This window comes from Mesorhizobium sp. B2-5-7 (assembly GCF_006440875.1).
Lineage (GTDB): Bacteria > Pseudomonadota > Alphaproteobacteria > Rhizobiales > Rhizobiaceae > Mesorhizobium > Mesorhizobium australicum.
Map to the genome: position 1 here is coordinate 444,920 of NZ_VFUO01000001.1, position 19,158 is coordinate 464,077.

The window sequence follows — 19,158 nt, forward strand, 5'->3', positions numbered from 1 at the left end:
ATGCGGCAGGGATCAGGCCGCTGGGGCGCGGCGCTCCATCAGCATGTCGATGCCGAGCAGGGCGCGTACATTTGGCCTTGCCGCCACGAGGTCGGCGATCGTGTAGCGGGCAAGCACGGCGAAGAAGGCGTTGAGCGCTTCGCGCAATGCGGAGTTCAGCGCGCAGCTGTCGACCAGCGGGCATTCGGCGGCATCGTTCTCGAAGCACTCCGCCATGGCAAAACTTTCCTCGGTCACGCGCACAACGTCGAACAGGCTTATCGATTCGGCGGCACGGCCGAGCCGTACCCCTCCGTTCCGGCCGCGCACAGTCTCGACCATGCCATTCTCGACCAGAGGCTGCAGGATTTTGAACAGGAACAGTTCCGACACCGAATAGGCGGCCGCGATCTCCGGGATGCGGCTCAACCGGTCATTGTTGGCGGCGCAATACATCAGAATGCGCATGGCATAGTTGGTTTGGCGCGTAAGCCGCATCTTGTCCTCACTTGGCGCTGATATGATGCAACCACGCCAGATTCTAAACTTTGCTGGCGCGGCCCTCGTCCGGAATCCGGATCGCTGCACTGGTCTCGGCGGAATATGGCCTATACCTTGGAATAATTCCAGACTAGCCGGGCATCATAGATGAATAAACTCGTCAACTTTATGTGCGCCGCCGGGCAAAAGCCGGGACAGACAAACCGGCTGCCACGGGCATTCCGGCGGCCGCGGCACTAGATAGGCCTAATAGACGAGGAGCGGCATGGCTCAATCGGACCAATCCCTGGCGCCAGTGCGGTTCGATGCCGACGCGGGCGCCAAGCTTTCCGCGCTGCGGCGGACAAAGTTCGTCGCCACGGCAGCATTGGCACTCTGCGTGGTGGTCTTTGCCTTGGCCAAGTCCTTCCAGAGCAGCTATCCATGGCTCGGCTTCGTCGCCGCCTTCGCCGAGGCGGCAACGATCGGCGGCCTTGCCGACTGGTATGCGGTGGTGGCGCTGTTCAAACGGCCGCTCGGGTTGCCCATCCCGCACACCGCCATCATCCCGGAAAACCAGGACCGTATCGCCGACAATCTCGGCCGTTTCATCGAGGCCAATTTCCTGGCGCCGGAACCGGTGCGTGAAAAACTCGCCGAGGTCGATTTTTCGGCGCTCGTGGCCGACTGGCTGGCCGATGCCGAACGCGCCGCCGGCCTGTCGCGCTTCGTCGTGCGGCTGGTGCCGCAGACGCTTACCGCCGTCGAACAATCCGGTCTGCGCGGCTTCGTCACCAGCCGCATGCTCGAACAGATCGAAAAGGTGCCGCTGGCGCCACTTGCGGCCGAACTTCTGTCCGCGCTCACCGACGACCGCCGCCACCAGAAGCTGTTCGACGAGTTCATCAAGGTCATCGGCCGGTTCCTCAACGACGAACAGGCGCTGGCGACGATGCGCGACAAGATCCGCGAGGAACTCCCGTCGCTATTCAACCTGTTCCGGGCCGACGCCTATCTCCTGAAGAAGATCGTCGCTTCGGCTGGCTCCTTGCTGGACGAGGTGCGTGCCGATCCAGATCACCCGATGCGCGCCGAATTCGACCGTTTCGCGCAAAGTTTCGTCGAGCGGCTGCGCACGTCCAAGCAATATGCCAGGCGAGCAGAGAAAATGAAGCGCGACTTCCTCGCCAGACCCGAAATCAGGGCGCTGGCCGGCGACATGTGGGAGAGCCTCAGCCTGTTCATCGAGCAGGACGCCAAGGCGCCGAATTCGTTGATCAGGGAGCATCTGGCCAACATGTTTGTCGAAGTCGGCCGCCATCTGGCCGGAGACGCGCAGATCCGGGCCGACATGAACCAAGGATTCGTGGTGGCGCTGGCCTCCTTCGTCGAAAGCCAGAAGAGCGGTGTGTCGAAATTCATCGCCGACCAGGTCAAGCGCTGGGACCTTGCCCAACTGACACGCCTGATCGAGATGAACATTGGCAGGGACCTGCAATATATCCGCTTCAACGGCATGATCATCGGTGGGCTGGCGGGCATCGTGCTTTACACGATCGAGCTGCTGCTCCCGGTCAATTGATCCCTAGCGATCGCCTAGGCCCGTGTTCGAAATGGACACGAGGCGTTCGAGTGCTATTCTTCTCGATGAGGGCGTCCGCGACCGCGGCAAAGGGGAGATGACAATCATGGCCAGACAATCGGAATCCGATTCCTTCATGGAAATGTTCGGCAGGTTCGGCCGTGACCTGAAGGTGCCGAATGTGGATGTCGAAGCGATTCTTGCGCATCACCGCAAGAATCTCGAAGCTTTGGAGAAATCCGCGCGTGCCGGGGCGGCTGGGACGTCCTCGCTGTTGTCTAGGCAACGAGAAATGCTGCAGGACACGCTGCGTGAAATCGCTGACATGGCTCAGAGCTACCGCGCACCGGGCAATCCGCAGGAGTTGATGGCCAAGCAGACCGAGTTTGCCAGAAAATCCTTTGAGGCGGCGCTCAAGAACGCCGCTGAAGTGGCTGAGCTAGCCAGGAAATCAGGCACCGAATCGATCGACATCCTGCGCGCGCGCATCAAGGAAGCGATGGAGGAGGTCCGCGCCGGTTACGAGCAGAAGTAGGTTCTCATGGGCTGTCGTTCCGCTCTCGGCCGGGCACACCCCGTTCCCGATTCCGTAACCTTTCGCACAGTTGCATTAGCGCCACGCCATAAGCTCCCGGCAGTCTGAAAGGTCGAAAAAGTCCCAATTCGCCTGCCATCGCATGGCAAGACGTGGCACGAGTGAGCGCGAATCCGCCGGAACGGATTTGCGAGGGACGAATTGACAGAGGCCGCCGGTTCGTGGTCCGGAAGCTTTGGAAGCGATCGGGAAAGCAGGCATGACGGAAGTACGGCCTAAAACGCCGCCAACCTACGAGCAGCTGAGAACGATGTCCGGACAGGAGCTCGGCGTCTCGGAATGGACCACGGTCGACCAGAACCGTATCAACCAGTTCGCCGAATGCACGGGCGACCATCAATGGATCCACGTCGATCCTGAACGGGCGCGGCGGCAAAGCCCGTTCCGCACCACGATCGCGCATGGCTATCTGACACTGTCGATCATCGGCGCGCTGGCCCTTGAAATGGGTATCGTGCCGGAGAATACGCAGGCCGCCTTCAACTATGGTTTCGACAAGGTGCGTTTCCTGGCGCCGGTCAAGGTCGGCGCACGCATTCGCCTGCGCACGACGCTGCTTTCCATGGAAGACAAAGGCCCGGGCCAATATCTGATGAAGGCAGCCAACACGGTCGAGATCGAAGGCGAGGAAAAGCCGGCGCTGATGGCTGAAACACTCGTCATGCTCTACGAGCGCCGCAAACGGGCAGGGGCCTGAACGGCGACCCGCCAGGCCCCTTGCGTCGTTTCCTTCAGCTGTTCTTGTGCGGCAAGGAATAGGCCCAGATCTGGGTATGGCATTTCGGAAAAGGCATGATTGAGCATCCGCGCAAATGGTGAGATTTGGCGGCGTTGTGCCGTTTCATGGATGGTCTGATTTGATGGAGCAGAAGGCCGCAACAACGAGGTGTTGTCGCGGCTTATTTGTCTGCTGACTTGGTGGTTCCCATATCAGCGAGTCATCGCCGTTTCGAGCGCCTTGAAAATCCGCTCGTCCGCGCACTGGGCGACGTTGAAGCGCAGGAAGCGGCTGGCGGACTGCGACAGGCTAAACGCATTGCCGGGCGCCAGCACGATGTTGTCGGCGAGCGCACTGCGGGCGATTTCGGCCGCGTCCACGCCTTCCGGCAGGGTGCACCACAGGAACAGCCCAGCCGGCTGCTCGATCCAGGGCGTAATGCCGATCGCCTTCAGCCGGGCGCTGGTCTCGCCCATGGCCCGCGAAAGGCGGGCGCGCAGCAAATCCATGTGCTTTCGGTAGCTGCCGTCCTTCAGCAGCGTCAGCACAAGTTCGGCCGCCAGCCGTCCGCCGCCGAAAGTCGTGGCGATCTTGAGATCGGTCAGGCCCTCGATCCAGTCACGGGGCGCGGCGATGAAACCGCAGCGGACCGACGCCGACAGCGTCTTGGAAAAACTGCCGATCTGGACGACGCGACTAAGGCCGTCGAACGCCGCTAGCCTTGGGGCGGGAATGTGCTCGAAATCGGCGAAGATATCATCCTCGACGATGGTCAGATCCGACTGGTCGGCCAGTTTGAGCAAACGATGGGCCGTCACCGGAGACAGGATCGCGCCGGTCGGGTTGTGGATGGCCGAGTTGGTGATGTAGAGGCGCGGCCGGTGTTCGGCCAGCGCCTGGGCGAACAGCTCGATGTCCGGCCCCGACGGCGTGTAGGGCACGCTGACGACCTTGGCGCGGTGGGCGCGCAGCAGAGCATGGAAGTTGAAGTAGCAGGGATCGTCGACCAGCACGGTGTCGCCGGGCTCGATCAGGAACCGGCACAAGAGGTCGATGGCCTGGGTGCCCGATTCCGTCAGCATGATCTGGTCGGGGGAGGCTTCGATGCCGTGCCCGGCCATGCGCCGCGCCAGCAATTGCCGCAGCGGCGGCAGCCCGAGCGGCGTGCCGTAATCTGCGAGAGCGACATCGTCGGCACGCGCGACAGTGCGCAATGCCCGGCGCAGCCCGGCCTGTGGCATCCATGAAGCCGGCAGCCAGCCGCAGCCGGGTTTCAGGACCTCGTCGCCAGCCTCCAGGGACTGGCGCGAGACCCAGAGCGGATCGACGGCACGGTCGAGCCGGGGACCGATCTCGGCGAGCGACAGCGGTGCCAGCGACCCGGCGGCATAGAAACCGGAACCGGGCCGCGAACGGATCGCGCCTTCGGCGGCAAGCCGTTCGTAGGCCTCGACCACGGTGGATTTCGACACCTGCATGGATTTGGCGAAAGCGCGGATCGAGGGCAACCTTGCTCCAGGCGTCAGGCTGCGCGCGGCAATCCGCTGCCGGATGGCGGCCATGACCCCTTCGACGAGAGTTCCGCCGCTGTCGAGCCTCACTGCTTCGTCCATCTGTACCTTCCAGAAAACCATGACAGTTTTATCGAATTGTACTGCATTGTCTCTGGTGGCGCCATAGCCGCGGGCCCCATAGAGGGGCGAAACAAACGGAGCCTGCGATGGACAAGACGGCGAGCGGCTGGGTGAGCGGATTTATCGGCGTGCTGATTTTCAGCGGTTCGTTGCCGGCGACGCGCGTGGCGGTGATGGATCTCGACCCGATATTCCTGACGTCGGCCCGCGCGGTCATTGCCGGCCTGCTCGGTCTCGCGCTGCTGCTTGTGTTCCGCGAGAAGCGCCCCGGGCGTCATGACTTGCTGTCGCTCGTCATCGTTGCGCTTGGCGTGGTCGTCGGCTTTCCCTTGCTGACGGCATTGGCGCTGAAGCATGTCACCTCGGCCCACTCCATCATCTTCGTCGGCCTGCTGCCGCTGGCGACCGCGATCTTCGGCGTGCTGCGCGGCGGTGAACGGCCTCGGCCGGCCTTCTGGCTGTTCTCATGCCTGGGCAGTGCGCTGGTGGCGGGCTTCGCGCTTGCGCAAGGCGTGACGGCTTCGCCGGTCGGCGATGGACTGATGCTTGCGGCCATCGTCGCCTGCGGCCTTGGCTACGCCGAGGGTGCCGCGCTGTCGCGCAAGCTCGGGGGCTGGCAAGTGATCTGCTGGGCGCTGGTGCTGTCCCTGCCGGTCATGCTGGTGCTGACCTTTGCGACCCTGCCGCTATCCTTCGCCAGCGTAGGCTCCAATGCCTGGATTGGCCTTGGCTATGTCTCGCTGTTCAGCATGCTGATCGGCTTCGTGTTCTGGTATCGAGGCCTGGCGCAAGGCGGCATTGCGGCGGTGGGGCAGTTGCAGCTTCTGCAACCGTTCTTCGGGCTCGCACTGGCGGCGACGCTGCTGCATGAACAGGTCAGCCCGATGATGATCGTCGTCACGCTTGGCGTGGTGCTTTGCGTTTTCGGCGCGAAGAAGTTTGCCAAGCAGGATTTGCCGCGTCGTGCGGCTGCATAGCGATGCCTACCCTCACGAGAACTTCGTCACCACCCCAATGCCGATACCCTCGAAGCCGCCCATCGCCATCAAGGCTGCTGGCGCTTCGTCGAGGCTGATTTTCTTGCCGACCAGCAGTTCGGGTTTGAGCTTGCCGTGGCGGATCATCTCCATCATCGCGGGGTAGCGATAGGCCTGCATGCCGTGACTGCCGAGGATTTCGAGTTCGAAGGCGATCACCTTGTCCATCGGCACCTGCGGGCGGGCGTGTTCGCCCAGCATCAAGCCGACCTGCACGTGACGGCCGCGCCGGCGCAGGTTGGCGATCGAGTTGAAGGACGTCGTCGGATGGCCGAGCGCGTCCATCGACATGTGAGCGCCACCATTGGTGATCTGCTTGACGGCCTTGACGACGTTCGGCGTCGTCGAAGCGTTGATGGTCGCCACGGCGCCGATCTGTTTGGCGAAGTCCAGCTTTTCCTCGGTGAGGTCGATGGCGATGACGTTGGCGCCCATCGAACTGGCGATCATGATTGCCGACAGGCCGACGCCGCCGCAGCCATGCACCGCCACCCATTCGCCGGGCTTTACCCGGCCCTGATCGACAATGGCGCGGAACGATGTGACGAAGCGGCAGCCGAGGCTGGCGGCGGTGGCGAATTCCATTTCGTCGGGCAGGCGCACGAGATTGGTATCGGCGTGTTCGATAGCGACATATTCGGCGAATGAGCCCCAGGTGTTGAAGCCAGGCTGGGACTGGTGTTCGCAGACCTGGTGATTGCCTGATGTGCATTCGAAGCAGTGGCCGCAGCCGACGGCAAACGGCACGGTGACGCGTTCGCCCGCCTTCCAGCGGGTGACGTGCTTGCCGGCGGCAACCACGACGCCGGCCAGTTCGTGGCCCGGCACATGCGGCAGGCGGATATCGGCGTCGTGGCCCATCCAGCCGTGCCAGTCGCTGCGGCAAAGCCCGGTCGCCTCGACCTTGATGACGACGCCATCGGCCGCCGGCTTGGGGTCTGGCACGGTCTGGATCGTCGGCGCTTCGCCGAATTTCTCGAAGACGACGGCTTTCATCGTTCATTCCACCCTTGAGACGACACTCACTGCGGGAAACGATAGCCGATTCCCTGTTCGGTCAAGCGGAAATCGATTCCGCCAAGCTGGCCAGCCTGCGGACCCTGCGGTCAGCCGTTTTCCTGGTTGCGGAAATCGGCAAGCCGGGTGTCACCGGGGGCAAGCAGGCGGCCGTCTTCTGCGTGCACTTCAAGACGCCTTATCGGCCGGCCACTCTCCGTGTCGACCATGAAGGTGTAGGGCTCGCCCGGACCGGAGAAATAGGTCTCGCCCCACTGCCGCAAGGCGACCAGCACGTAGAACAGGCCGCGTCCTTTTTGCGTCAGCACATATTCATGATGCGCGCTGCCGTCGGGAGCCGGGACGGTTTCGAGGATGCCGTGCGTAACCAGATTTCGGAGCCGCGCCGACAGGATGTTCTTGGCAACGCCGAGGCTCTTTTGGAACTCGCCGAAGCGTCGCAGCCCGTCGAACGCGTCGCGCACGATGAGAAGCGACCACCAGTCGCCGATCGCATCCAACGGTCGCGCGATCAGGCAATCCGCACTCTGGTGGCTCGTTCGTTTCACCATGGCTTTCGTTGGTCCAGCTTCTTCATTTCGGTTGCAAGATAAAACTGTTCTGTTTATTCCACAAGTGGTTTCAATTTGAAACCTTTTGTGGAGAGCAGCATGAATATACAGGTGGTGAACGGCGCGCCAACGAAGGTGGAGCAGCGCGAAGAGCCGGGGCAGGTTACGCCAGAATCATCACCGGGATTGTCCGGAATGACCGCGCTGGTCTTCGCCATCGCGTGTGGCCTGAGCGTCGCCAATGTCTATTTCGCCCATCCGCTGCTCGACGCCATGGCGCATGATTTTGCCATTGCGCCGGCCTCGATCGGCATCGTGGTGACAATCACGCAGGTCGGCTATGCGCTTGGCCTGTTCTTCATCGTGCCGCTGGGCGACCTGTTCGATCGCCGCAAGCTGATTGCCGGCCAGGCGATCCTTTCGGCCGTGGCGCTGATAGCCGTTGGACTTGCACCGAACGCGGCGATGCTGCTGGCGAGCCTCGCGGCGGTCGGGCTGCTTGCCGTGATGGTGCAGGTACTGGTTGCCTACGCGGCCGACCTCGCCGCGCCGTCGCAACGGGGGCGGGCGGTCGGCACCGTCACCAGCGGCGTCATAACAGGCATCCTGCTTGCCCGCTTCGTCGCCGGCGTCGTCGCCGATCTCGCCGGCTGGCGCTGGGTCTATCTTGTCTCGGCCGGCCTTACACTTGTCATGGCGGTTGTTCTCCACACCATCCTGCCGCGCCATGAGGCAGAGCGGCCGCGCACGTCCTACATCAGGCTGTTGGGCTCGATGGTGCTGCTGTTCGTGCGGGAACCGCTGCTGCGCGTGCGCGCGGTGCTCGCCTTGCTGATCTTCGCCAGCTTCAACGTGCTGTGGGCACCGCTGGTGCTGCCGCTCAGCGCGCCGCCATTTTCACTGCCGCACACCGCGATCGGGCTGTTCGGCCTTGCCGGTGTCGCCGGCGCGCTGGGGGCGCGATGGACCGGTGGTCTGGTGGATCGCGGGCATGGTCAACTGGTCACTGGCCTCAGCCTGCTTATGATGACGACGGCCTGGCTGCCTATCGCCTTCATGGGCATGTCACTATGGTTGCTTGTCGCCGGCATCGTCATGCTGGATCTGGCAATCCAGGCCGTCCACGTCACCAATCAGAGCCTGATTTTCTCCCGTCGGCCGGATGCGCGCAGCCGGCTGGTCGGCGGCTACATGATCTTCTACTCGGTCGGCAGTGCGCTCGGCTCGATCGCCTCGACCATGGCCTATGCCGCGGCCGGCTGGAGCGGGGTCTCGTTGCTGGGGGCGAGCATCGGCTTGATGGCGCTGCTGTTCTGGGCGCTGACACTGCGCGTTGGCCGGTGAGCCTTACTCCGCGTCGATCTGGTTCTGTGGCGCGGCTTTCTGGAAGGCGGGTAGCGCCACGCAGGCGGCGTTGATGCGCGCGATTGTCGGATAGGGCGTCATGTCGACGCCGAAGCGGGCGTTGCTGGTGACTTGCGCGGCAAGGCAGATGTCGGCCAGCCCCGCCGCCTCGCCATGGCAGAATGTGCCGGTTTCGGGCGACGCGGTGAGCAATTTTTCGAGCGGTCCAAATCCTTCATTGACCCAATGCCGGAACCAGTTGGCGACATCCTGGTCGCCGGCGCCGAACAGGGTGCGCAGCGAAGTCAGCACGCGCAGATTGTTCACCGGGTGGATGTCGCAGGCGATCATCTGCGCCAGCATTCTCACTCGTGCCCGGCTCGGCGGATCCTTCGGCAATAGCGGGGGTTCAGGTATGGTCTCGTCGAGAAACTCGATGATCGCCAGCGATTGCGTCAGGAGCATGCCGTCGCTCCAGATCAGTGCCGGCACCAGCCCCTGCGGATTGACCGCGAGATAGGCCGCCTCCAGATGCTCGCCATGGCGCAGGTGATGCGGGATGTAGTCATAGCCCACCCCTTTCATCTCCAGGGCAATCCGCACCCGGTGCGAGGTGGAGGAGCGGAAGTAGTTGTGCAGGACAATGTCGCTCATGCGTCACTTCCGCTGGCCGATGGTCAGTTCGATCGTGCCGATGCCGTCGACACCGCCTGATATCGTTTCACCCGGCTTGATCGCGCCGACACCGGCGGGCGTGCCGGTGAAGATCAGGTCGCCAGCCTGCAATTCCACGCCTTCGCTGCAGATCGAGACGATGTCCGATACCGGCCAGATCAGTTCGGCGAGGTCGGCATCCTGTTTCACCGCGCCGTCAACGGCCAGCCAGATGCGTCCCTTGGCCGGGTGCCCGGATTTCCGCGCGGCAACCAGCGGGCCGCAGGGCGCGGAACGGTCGAAGGCCTTCGACCAGTCCCAGGGCCGCGCCGCCTTCTTGGCGGCATCCTGGAGATCGCGGCGGGTGAGATCGATGCCGACGCCATAGCCCCAGACATGGTCCAGCGCTTTGTCGCGGGAAATGCGAAAGCCTGAGGTGCCGATCGCCACCACCAGTTCGATCTCGAAGTGGAGGTTTTCCGTCAGGGGCGGGTAGGGGATATCAGTGCCGGAATCGACCACCGCGTCGGCCGGCTTGGTGAAGAAGAAGGGCGGATCGCGATCGTCATTGCCGAACTCGCGCGCATGCGCCGCATAGTTGCGGCCGACGCAGAAAATGCGCCGCACGGCAAAGCGTTCGCCGGAACCCGCAATGGCGACGGAAGGCGTTGGCGGGGCGGGAAGGACAAAGGCGGTCATGGCGGTCTCTGCGTTTGGCGGGGAGTCGGCGGCACATTCGGCCGATTTCCAGGGGCGGGCAAGGCGTCGCTTTTGATAAAGCATGGGCTTCGCCTAGGCTGTACAAGGAATTCAGGCTTCCGATCATTTTTTGCAGCGATGAATCCTGTTCGACGGCGATAGACTATTTGCCAATAATCCGGCCATGGTCAGGAGACTATGGTGTGCCCGGTAAACCGGAACGAGCCCTATGACAGCCCCTACCGATCGCGTCCGGTTCCTTATCATCGACGATCATCCGCTGTTTCGCGAGGCGCTGCACAGCGCCGTTCAAATGGCTTATCCCGAGGTCGACACAGTCGAAGCGCGCTCGATCGCCGAGGCGCTGGACTTGCTGGCCGACGCAAAGCCTTTCGACCTTGCGCTTCTGGACCTCAGCATGCCCGACGTGCACGGCTTCGAGGGGTTGTTGCAGCTCAGGACCCGCTATCCGCGCCTGCCAGTGGTGATCGTGTCGGGTTATGAGGAGCCTCGCATCATTTCCGAGGCCTTGTCCTACGGCGCTGCCGGCTTCATTCCGAAATCGGCGCGCAAGAGCGATCTCGCCGCCGCCATTCGCTCGGTGATGGACGGCGCGATCTATGTGCCTGAAACCTATGAGGGCCTGCCGCCGGGCGCGGACAGCACCGATCGCGCCGATATGGTGCAGCGGCTTTCCAAGCTGACGCCGCAGCAATTGCGCGTGCTGCAGATGCTGCGCCAGGGCCTGCTCAACAAGCAGATCGCCTACGAGCTGCAGGTCGGCGAGACCACGGTGAAGGCGCATGTGTCGGAGATCCTGCGCAAGCTCAATGTGTATAGCCGCACGCAAGCGGTGATCGAGGTGTCGAAGCTGGACAGCGCCGAGCTGTTCCGGGATCAGGTAGGGTTTTGAACCAACCCTCCCGCTATGCCAGCAGATGCGCCAGCAGTGCCCTTAGCTGCGCCGGCTTCACCGGCTTGCGCATCAGTTCGATGCCGCCGGCCCGTGCTGCCTTGGCCACGGCTTCGGAGCTGTCGGCGGTGACAATCAGCGCCGGCACGGCGCGGCCGAGATAGTCGCGGACCTCCGATATGGTGGTGGTGCCGAGATCGCCGCCGTCGAGATGCTGGTCGGCAATGACGATGTCGGGCAGCCAGTCGGTGTCGCCAAGCATGTCCAGCGCATCGGCGGTGGAGGTCGCCGCGCGTACCAGGCACTGCCAGCGTTCGAGCAGGAAGGTCATGGCTTCCAGCACTTCGGCGTCGTTTTCGACCAGCAGCACCTTGGTGCCGAACAGGCCGTAGCCGCGCGGCCGCTCCATGCTGGCGGCGCTGGCGATGGCGTCGGCCGGCGCGCCGAGGCCGACGGGGACATCGATGTGGAAGATGGTACCGCGGCCGACCCTGGATGAAAACGTGACGGGATGGCCGAGCGCGCCGGCCATGCGGCGCACGATGGCGAGCCCCAGCCCAAGACCGCCGCCGTCGAGTTCGGCGGTAGCCGGCAAGGTGCCGCGATGGAACTCCTCGAACACCGCTTCGCGCTGATCCTCGGGGATGCCGCAGCCCGTGTCGGCGACATCGATGCGGATGGTATCGCCGCGATGGCGTGTGCCGACAAGGACGCCGCCCGAGCGCGTATAGCCCAGCGCGTTGGAAAGGATGTTCTGCAGGATGCGGCGCAGCAGCGTCCTGTCCGAGCGGACCACGGCATTGACCGGCCGGAATTTCAGCGACAGCGCCTTCAATTCCGCCACAGGCTGGAAATCCGAGCGCAGCGACGAGAACAGCGCCTCCAGGCTGACGTCGCCAATGTCGGGCTGAACCACGCCGGCGTCGAGCTTGGAGATGTCGAGCAAGGTGCGTAGCAGGTCTTCCATCGTTTCCAGCGAGCGCTCGACCTGCCGCACGAGCTTCTTTCCCTCTTCGCTGGTCTGCACCTCGGCAAGGGCTGAGACGGAGAGATGGGCGGCGTTCAGCGGCTGCAGCACGTCGTGGCTGGCCGCAGCCAGAAACCGTGTCTTGGACAGGTTCGCCTGTTCGGCGTTTTCCTTGGCGGCGCTGAGATCGATGTTCGACTGCTCCAGCCGCCGCAACGTCGAATGCAGTTCCTCGGTGCGCGTACGCACCCGGCTTTCCAACGAGATCGCCGTCTGGAACAGCGAAAAGGCATTGCCTTGCTGGTCCATCGAGCGCTCGACGCGGCTGACCAGGGCGGCGTTGATCTTCTTCAGCCTGTCGAGATCGTTTATGTTCCTGAGCGGCATGCTGTTGCGCCGCCCTATTCAGCCGCCTGGCGGTCGCCGAAAGCGATGCCGGTGAAAGTCTGGTTGAGGTGCATCGACCGGTATTGTTCGCCATAGGTGCCGAAGCCGATGACATTGTTGACCCGGTAGAGTTCCGAAATGTCACGAAAGACCTGGCGGTTGCGCGCATCCAGCCGGCGCAGCACGCAGTCGAAGCCAAGGATCATATCGATGCCGCCCAGCCTTTCCTCGACCTCGCGCAATGCCGCTCGTGTCGCGTCCACCATGTCCTTGGGCTGGGCGATCGACAGCACGACACCGTCGTCGATGGCACAGAAGAACGACAGCGAGCCATCCGCGTGCATCTTCTGGATCGAGCGGCAGTAATATTCTCCGCCCACCTTCACCACCACTGGATGCGAGGCGAAGCTCAACGGTGTCAAGGTCTGTGGGAGGATCCCGACCGAAGCGGCATATTCCTCCGCCGCATTGGTGGCGTTGAATTCCCGCACGACGCGGTGATCCGGATCGGACGCGGTCACCACAAGCTTTTCGTCGGTGGGAACGAAATTGTCGGTCTTGAAGACGTGGAACGGAATTTCCGTGGCGACCAGCACGATGATGGCGCTGTCGGAGGTGACCCTGCCGTTCGAGATCAGACGCGTCGTCTCGAATTTCAAATCGTCGCCAGCCGAGCCGCCGAGGAGCGGTATGTCGTCGAGACCCCAGTGGATGGCCGAACTCACCGCTTCCTCGGCATAGGACAGCCCGTCGATGAAGCAGAGCGCGAAGGTGTTGCTGGTCTGCTCGCCGCCGAGCCGGGCGCGCAGCGTGCGCCGCAGGGCCTCGACCTCTTCGGTGATCCTGTCCATGCCCGATGTCGACAGATTGTCGATCATCGTGCTGACCGCCGTGAAGGACGCCGAGGGCAGCAGCATCGCCAGCATATGGCCTTCCTCGAGCCCCTGCGGCGTGATCTCGCCGGCGGTGGAACAGCCAGCATGGTGGAGACACGGCGCGTGGGCCGAGAGTGCCCGTGACAGGGCGCCGGCCTCGATCAGGCTCTGGGAAAAGAACACGAGGGCAAAGCCGGCATTGATGGCGGCGGCCTCGGCGGCTACCGCTCGTGCGAAGACATCCGGGTCGGGCTGGTCCGTGGTCAGCGCCGACAAGCCGCATGCGTAGCGCGTCCGTGAACTTGTCAGCGGCGGTCCTCCCGCATTTCCTCCGACGCCTTCTTGTGCGCGGCTTTTCAAGTGCTTCTGGCGCGCGGGCGACGAGGGCATTGTTGCCGCCAGAAGGCGTTTTGGCAATGGGGCCGGAGGAATGCACTTTGGTGCCCTGGCCATGACCGAAAGTACAATGATCCGCCTTTTCCGTCGTGCTGTTTTTTGTGCGTTGTGCGGTGTACGACTAGCACGTGGCCGAAGTGCCAGCGGCGCGTCGGCAGCGTGATGACCAAGGTTGACACCCAGGGAGGGGCTATGTCGGACGTTTCGTTGATGGTGAACGGCAAGCGGGTCGGCGGTGCCGTCGAGGATCGAACGCTGCTCGTCCATTTCCTGCGGGAGAACCTCGGCCTGACCGGCACTCATGTCGGTTGCGACACCTCGCAATGCGGCGCCTGCGTCGTGCATGTCGATGGCAAGGCGGTGAAGTCCTGCACCATGCTCGCGGTCCAGGCCTCGGGGTCGAGCGTGATTACCATCGAAGGCCTGGCCAGTGGCGCCGACTTGCATCCCGTCCAGGCAGCCTTCAAGGAACATCATGGTCTGCAATGCGGCTTTTGCACGCCGGGCATGATCATGGCCGCGACCGACATGATCAACCGCCACCCCGAAGGCCTCGACGAGGCCACGGTGCGGGCAGAACTCGAAGGCAATATCTGCCGCTGCACAGGTTACCACAACATCGTGAAAGCCATCCTCGCCGCATCGACGACGATGTCGAAGGGGGCCAAGGGCAAGGCGAAGCAAGCGGCATGAGGGAAAGAGGAGTGGAGTAGTCGATAGTCAGTAATCGGTCTGAACCGGCGGCTGTCCTCACTACTACTTCCTATTCACACTTCCTATTCACTTTTCGGGAGGAATCTCTGCATGGGTATCGAAGGTGTCGGCGCTCGGGTCGCGCGCAAGGAAGACAAAAGATTCATCACCGGCGCCGGCCGCTATGTCGACGACATGGTGGTGCCCGGCATGAAGCATGCGGCCTTCGTGCGCAGCCCGCACGCCCATGCGCAGATCAAGAAGATCGACGTGAAAGCGGCTCAAGGCATGCCGGGCGTCATCGGCGTCTTGACCGGCAAGGAACTGAAGGCCGACGGCATCGGAAACCTCATCTGCGGCTGGATGATCCATTCCAAGGACGGCACGCCCATGAAGATGGGCGCATGGTCGCCGCTGGCCGTCGACAAGGTCCGTTATGTCGGCGATGCGGTCGTGGTGGTGGTGGCGGAAACCAAGGGCCAGGCACGCGATGCGGCCGAGGCGGTCGAGATCACCTATAAGGAATTGAAGGCGGTCGTCGATGCGACAAAGGCACTCGAAAAGGGCGCGCCGCAGGTCCATGCCGAGGCCGAGAACAACCTGATCTTCGATTGGGAAATCGGCGATGCCATGGCCACCGACGCCGCCATCAAGGCGGCGGCCCATGTCACGCGCATGAAGATCGTCAACAACCGGCTGGTGCCGAACGCCATGGAGCCGCGCGCCGCACTTGGCCATTACGACAAGGCCGAGGATCATTATACCTGCTGGACGACATCGCAAAACCCGCATGTCGCGCGGCTGGTGATGAGCGCCTTCTACAATGTCGCGCCCGAAAACAAGCTGCGCGTGATCGCGCCGGATGTCGGCGGCGGCTTTGGTTCCAAGATCTATATCTACCCGGAAGAGATCGTCTGCCTGTGGGCCTCCAAGAAGACCGGCGTGCCGGTGAAATGGGTCGCCGATCGCACCGAGAGCTTCCTCACCGACGCGCATGGCCGCGACCACGTCTCGACGGTGGAAATGGCGTTCGACAAGAACAACAGGATTACCGGCTTCAAGGTCGATACGATCGCCAATCTGGGCGCCTATATGTCGCTGTTCTCGTCCTGCGTGCCAACCTATCTCTATGCAACGCTGCTGTCGGGCCAATATGACATCCCGGCCATCCACGCCAATGTGCGCACTGTCTATACCAACACTGCACCCGTCGATGCCTATCGCGGGGCAGGGCGGCCGGAAGCCACTTATCTTCTGGAACGCACCATGGAAGCGGCGGCACGCGAGCTCGGCGTCTCGCCGGCAGACCTTAGGCGCAAGAATTTCATCACCACGTTTCCGCACCAGACACCGGTGATCATGAACTATGACGCCGGGGACTATGGCGCTTCGCTCGATGCGGCGATGAAGACCGCCGACTATACCGGCTTTGCCAGGCGCAAGGCGGATTCGGTCAGGAATGGCAAGCTGCGCGGCATCGGCATGAGCTGCTACATCGAGGCCTGCGGCATCGCGCCGTCGGCGGCGGTCGGCTCGCTCGGCGCCGGCGTCGGCCTGTGGGAATCGGCTGAGGTAAGGGTCAACGCCGTCGGCACGATCGAGGTGCTGACCGGCTCGCACAGCCATGGGCAGGGGCACGAGACGACCTTCGCGCAACTGGTCAACCAGCGTTTCGGGGTGCCAATCGATTCGGTGTCGATCGTCCACGGTGACACCGACAAGGTGCAGATGGGCATGGGCACCTACGGCTCGCGCTCGGGCGCGGTCGGAATGTCGGCGATCGCCAAGGCGCTCGACAAGGTCGAGGCCAAGGCCAAGAAGATCGCCGCCCACCTGCTCGAAGCCGACGAGGGCGACATCGTCATCGAGAACGGCGAGGTCAAGGTCGCCGGCACCGACAAGAGCCTGCCGTGGTTCCAGGTGGCTTTGGCCGCCTATACCGCGCACAATTTGCCGGCCGGCATGGAGCCAGGCCTGAAGGAAACGGCGTTCTACGATCCCGCGAACTTCACCTTCCCGGCGGGCTGCTATATCTGCGAGGTCGAGATCGATCCGGAAACCGGAACGACCGAGATCGTCCAGTTCGTGGCTGCGGACGATTTCGGCAACATCATCAATCCGATGATCGTCGAAGGACAGGTGCATGGCGGCATCGCCCAGGGCATCGGCCAGGCGCTGCTGGAAGGCGCTCACTACGACGCCAGCGGGCAACTGCTGACGGCAAGCTACATGGACTACACCATGCCACGTGCCGGCGACCTGCCGTCGTTCAAGGTCTCGACGTCGAACACGCCATGTCCGAGCAACCCGCTCGGGATCAAGGGCTGCGGCGAGGCCGGTGCCATCGGCTCGCCGCCAGCAGTGATCAATGCCATCACCGACGCCATCGGCATCGTCGATATAGCCATGCCGGCCACACCGTCCACCGTGTGGGCCGCGATCCGCGCCGCGAAATGAGTGAGTAGGGAAGTAGTGAGTTGCGGATAGGGCAGCGTGCCATCTCCGGCGGCGGCCATTCCCTGCTCCCTACTGACTACTCACTGCTGACTAACCACTTAGGGGGAGGATCCCATGTACGCAGTCAACTATCACCGTGCCGCCTCGGTCACTGAAGCCGCCAAGCTCGTGAAGAGCGGCGACGCCAAGCTGCTTTCTGGCGGCATGACCTTGATCCCCGCCATGAAGACGCGGCTGGCGGCGCCGTCCGATCTGGTCGACCTGTCCCGCATCAAGGAACTGCAGGGGGTCAAGGTGTCGGGCAAGACGGTCACGATCGGCGCTGCCACCACGCATTTCGACGTCGCCAATGACGAGAAGCTGCGCAAGGCCTGCCCGGCACTTGCCCATCTGGCGTCGCTGATCGGCGATCCGGCGGTACGCCACAAGGGCACGATCGGCGGTTCGATCGCCAATAACGATCCGGCGGCGGACTATCCGGCCGCACTTCTGGCGCTCGGCGCCACCATCATCACCAACAAGCGCGAGATGTCAGCCGACAAGTTCTTCAAGGGGCTGTTCGAAACCTCCTTGAAGGACGGCGAGATCGTCACGGCGGTCTCCTTTACGGCACCGGCGAAGGCTGCGTACGAAAAATTCCGCAATCCGGCCTCGCGCTACGCGATCGTCGGCGTGTTCGTGGCCAAGGGCAAGGACGGCGTCAGTGTTGCCGTCACCGGCGCCGGCGACGACGGCGTCTTCCGCTCGAAGGAGATCGAGGCAGCACTTGCCAAGAGCTTCGATGTCGCTTCGCTCAATGGTGTGAAAGTTCCGGCGAAGAACCTGATGAGCGACATTCACGCTTCATCAGACTACCGTGCCAATCTGATCACAGTCATGGCCAAGCGCGCGGTGGCGGCAGCCAACGCCTGACGCAAGATCGATTACGGACGGGGGAACGGGCTGTCACGGCCCGTTTTCATTCCCGGCGACCGTAGGCCTAGTTCCCGTCGGCCACGTCCCCATCCTTGCTTGAAGCAATTCCGGCCCATGCTGCGGGGGACATGCATCGGCGGCAATCTCGCACTTGCACAAACTTATATTGCGCTGCAGTATAGATCAGGGCGGGAATGCGAGCCGGGTTCGGGAATAGCCGTGCCTTTCGCATTACAATGCGAAGGGATCGGCATGTCCGAAATTTCCGCGACCCATCTGGCTCCGCCCCGAGCGATCGTCGAGCGACCGGCCAGGACAAGACTGGCCTATCTCGATGGCTGGCGCGGTCTGTCGATCGCGCTCGTGCTGATCGGGCATTTTTTTCCCGTTCCCGGGATCAATCTGGGCGTGCTGGGCGTCGAATTCTTCTTCGTGCTGAGCGGCCGGCTGATGGCCGAAATCCTGTTCATCGAACGCTATCCGCTGAAGAAATTTTTCAAACGCCGGTTCTCGCGCATCTATCCGGCGCTTCTGGTCTTTGTCGTCGTCGCCATGATCGCGCTCTCAGGCACGTTCATCGCCTTCAAATGGAAGGCGGCCCTGACGGCGCTGACCTTCACCTACAACTATGCCGGAATTCTCCTGAATCGGGCCGGCGCGCTCGACCACATCTGGTCGCTCTGCATCGAAGAGCATGCCTATATCATCCTGGCGGCGATCAGCGCGGTCGTTGCCAGCCGCAGCCGTGTCATCCCGCTGCTGCTGGTCCTGGCTCTGCTGGCCATGGTCAATGGCGCGGTTTCCTACTGGTTCCTGCACCTGGATTATGAAGCCACGTACTGGCGCACCGACGTGCACATCGCCTCGATCCTGCTGTCGGCCGCGATCTGCCTGCTCAAAGCGGACGGCAAGCTGCCGACCTTGCTGAAGGGGCCTTATGTCGCCGTTGCGGCGGCCGTCGGCGCGGTTTGCCTGTTCATGGACTCGGTACCGACACCGATCCACTACCTGGCCGCGGTGCCATTGCTGGCGATTGCCGTCAACGCGCTGGATTTCAGCACGCGGTTCTTGTCCGGATGGCTGTCGTCCCTGCCGATGACGACGCTGGGTCTATGGTCATATTCGCTCTATCTGTGGCAGCAGCCCTTCTACAAATTCGTCTACGAGCAGGGCAGCAATCCATGGCCGATGCTGGCCGGGGATTTGCCTGCGCGCTCTGCAGCTACTACCTGATCGAGCGCCCAGCACGCGAATGGCTCAACCGC

Annotated in this window: 18 protein-coding genes; 10 read left to right on the forward strand and 8 right to left on the reverse strand. The window is 63.0% G+C overall.

The window, feature by feature from the left end; all coding sequences use genetic code 11:
• Positions 1–12 precede the first annotated feature (12 nt).
• Positions 13–477, reverse strand: a complete 465-nt coding sequence (gene rirA / locus FJ543_RS02125; RefSeq protein WP_015317488.1) for an iron-responsive transcriptional regulator RirA — start codon at positions 475–477, stop codon at positions 13–15.
• 268 nt (positions 478–745) lie between these two features.
• Between rirA and FJ543_RS02130 the strand changes: the two genes are divergently transcribed.
• The 3 genes from FJ543_RS02130 to FJ543_RS02140 all read left to right on the forward strand — a co-directional run bounded on the left by FJ543_RS02130 (position 746) and on the right by FJ543_RS02140 (position 3,333).
• The gene (locus FJ543_RS02130) at positions 746–2,041 is read left to right on the forward strand and encodes a DUF445 domain-containing protein (protein ID WP_140873589.1); all 1,296 of its coding nucleotides are present in this window, start codon (positions 746–748) and stop codon (positions 2,039–2,041) included.
• A 106-nt stretch (positions 2,042–2,147) separates the two neighbouring features.
• The gene (locus FJ543_RS02135) at positions 2,148–2,576 is read left to right on the forward strand and encodes a phasin family protein (protein WP_140821987.1); all 429 of its coding nucleotides are present in this window, start codon (positions 2,148–2,150) and stop codon (positions 2,574–2,576) included.
• Positions 2,577–2,835: 259 nt separating this feature from the next.
• Positions 2,836–3,333 carry a MaoC family dehydratase gene (locus tag FJ543_RS02140; protein ID WP_140792287.1) on the forward strand — a complete coding sequence of 166 codons (498 nt, stop codon included), beginning with the start codon at positions 2,836–2,838 and terminating at the stop codon, positions 3,331–3,333.
• A 233-nt stretch (positions 3,334–3,566) separates the two neighbouring features.
• On the opposite strand, the gene FJ543_RS02145 is transcribed toward FJ543_RS02140, so the two are convergent.
• The gene (locus FJ543_RS02145; RefSeq protein WP_140873591.1) at positions 3,567–4,967 is read right to left on the reverse strand and encodes a PLP-dependent aminotransferase family protein; all 1,401 of its coding nucleotides are present in this window, start codon (positions 4,965–4,967) and stop codon (positions 3,567–3,569) included.
• Positions 4,968–5,074: 107 nt separating this feature from the next.
• On the opposite strand from FJ543_RS02145, the gene FJ543_RS02150 reads away from it, so the two are divergent.
• A complete protein-coding gene (locus FJ543_RS02150) occupies positions 5,075–5,965 on the forward strand; it encodes a DMT family transporter (protein WP_140873593.1) in 891 nt (296 codons plus the stop codon).
• A 12-nt stretch (positions 5,966–5,977) separates the two neighbouring features.
• On the opposite strand, the gene FJ543_RS02155 is transcribed toward FJ543_RS02150, so the two are convergent.
• Positions 5,978–7,021 (reverse strand): zinc-dependent alcohol dehydrogenase family protein, encoded by a 1,044-nt coding sequence (locus FJ543_RS02155; RefSeq protein WP_015317494.1) that lies wholly within the window; start codon positions 7,019–7,021, stop codon positions 5,978–5,980.
• A gap of 110 nt (positions 7,022–7,131) precedes the next feature.
• Entirely contained in the window at positions 7,132–7,593 is a 462-nt protein-coding gene (locus FJ543_RS02160; RefSeq protein WP_140873594.1) for a helix-turn-helix domain-containing protein, read from the reverse strand.
• Between the two features lie 99 nt (positions 7,594–7,692).
• On the opposite strand from FJ543_RS02160, the gene FJ543_RS02165 reads away from it, so the two are divergent.
• Positions 7,693–8,937 carry an MFS transporter gene (locus FJ543_RS02165; RefSeq protein ID WP_140873596.1) on the forward strand — a complete coding sequence of 415 codons (1,245 nt, stop codon included), beginning with the start codon at positions 7,693–7,695 and terminating at the stop codon, positions 8,935–8,937.
• Between the two features lie 3 nt (positions 8,938–8,940).
• Here the strand turns inward: FJ543_RS02165 and maiA are convergent, their stop codons facing one another.
• Complete coding sequence (maiA, locus tag FJ543_RS02170) at positions 8,941–9,591, reverse strand: maleylacetoacetate isomerase (RefSeq protein ID WP_140661095.1); 651 nt, start codon at positions 9,589–9,591, stop codon at positions 8,941–8,943.
• A gap of 3 nt (positions 9,592–9,594) precedes the next feature.
• Complete coding sequence (locus tag FJ543_RS02175; RefSeq protein WP_140661096.1) at positions 9,595–10,290, reverse strand: fumarylacetoacetate hydrolase family protein; 696 nt, start codon at positions 10,288–10,290, stop codon at positions 9,595–9,597.
• A gap of 229 nt (positions 10,291–10,519) precedes the next feature.
• On the opposite strand from FJ543_RS02175, the gene FJ543_RS02180 reads away from it, so the two are divergent.
• Complete coding sequence (locus tag FJ543_RS02180) at positions 10,520–11,203, forward strand: response regulator transcription factor (RefSeq protein WP_015317499.1); 684 nt, start codon at positions 10,520–10,522, stop codon at positions 11,201–11,203.
• Between the two features lie 13 nt (positions 11,204–11,216).
• Here FJ543_RS02180 and FJ543_RS02185 read toward each other — a convergent pair whose 3' ends face one another.
• Positions 11,217–12,557 carry a hybrid sensor histidine kinase/response regulator gene (locus FJ543_RS02185; RefSeq protein ID WP_015317500.1) on the reverse strand — a complete coding sequence of 447 codons (1,341 nt, stop codon included), beginning with the start codon at positions 12,555–12,557 and terminating at the stop codon, positions 11,217–11,219.
• A 14-nt stretch (positions 12,558–12,571) separates the two neighbouring features.
• Positions 12,572–13,708, reverse strand: a complete 1,137-nt coding sequence (locus tag FJ543_RS02190) for an FIST signal transduction protein (RefSeq protein WP_140616037.1) — start codon at positions 13,706–13,708, stop codon at positions 12,572–12,574.
• 312 nt (positions 13,709–14,020) lie between these two features.
• Here FJ543_RS02190 and FJ543_RS02195 point away from each other — a divergent pair, with 312 nt between their 5' ends.
• The 4 genes from FJ543_RS02195 (at position 14,021) to FJ543_RS02210 (ending at position 19,126) form a co-directional block, all read left to right on the forward strand.
• Positions 14,021–14,521 (forward strand): (2Fe-2S)-binding protein, encoded by a 501-nt coding sequence (locus FJ543_RS02195; RefSeq protein ID WP_140661098.1) that lies wholly within the window; start codon positions 14,021–14,023, stop codon positions 14,519–14,521.
• 111 nt (positions 14,522–14,632) lie between these two features.
• On the forward strand, positions 14,633–16,978 hold the full coding sequence (locus FJ543_RS02200) for a xanthine dehydrogenase family protein molybdopterin-binding subunit (protein ID WP_140723793.1): 2,346 nt from the start codon (positions 14,633–14,635) through the stop codon (positions 16,976–16,978).
• Between the two features lie 114 nt (positions 16,979–17,092).
• Positions 17,093–17,890, forward strand: coding sequence for a xanthine dehydrogenase family protein subunit M (locus tag FJ543_RS02205; RefSeq protein ID WP_140714918.1), 798 nt, complete (start codon positions 17,093–17,095; stop codon positions 17,888–17,890).
• 255 nt (positions 17,891–18,145) lie between these two features.
• A complete protein-coding gene (locus FJ543_RS02210) occupies positions 18,146–19,126 on the forward strand; it encodes an acyltransferase (protein ID WP_246678812.1) in 981 nt (326 codons plus the stop codon).
• Positions 19,127–19,158 lie beyond the last annotated feature (32 nt).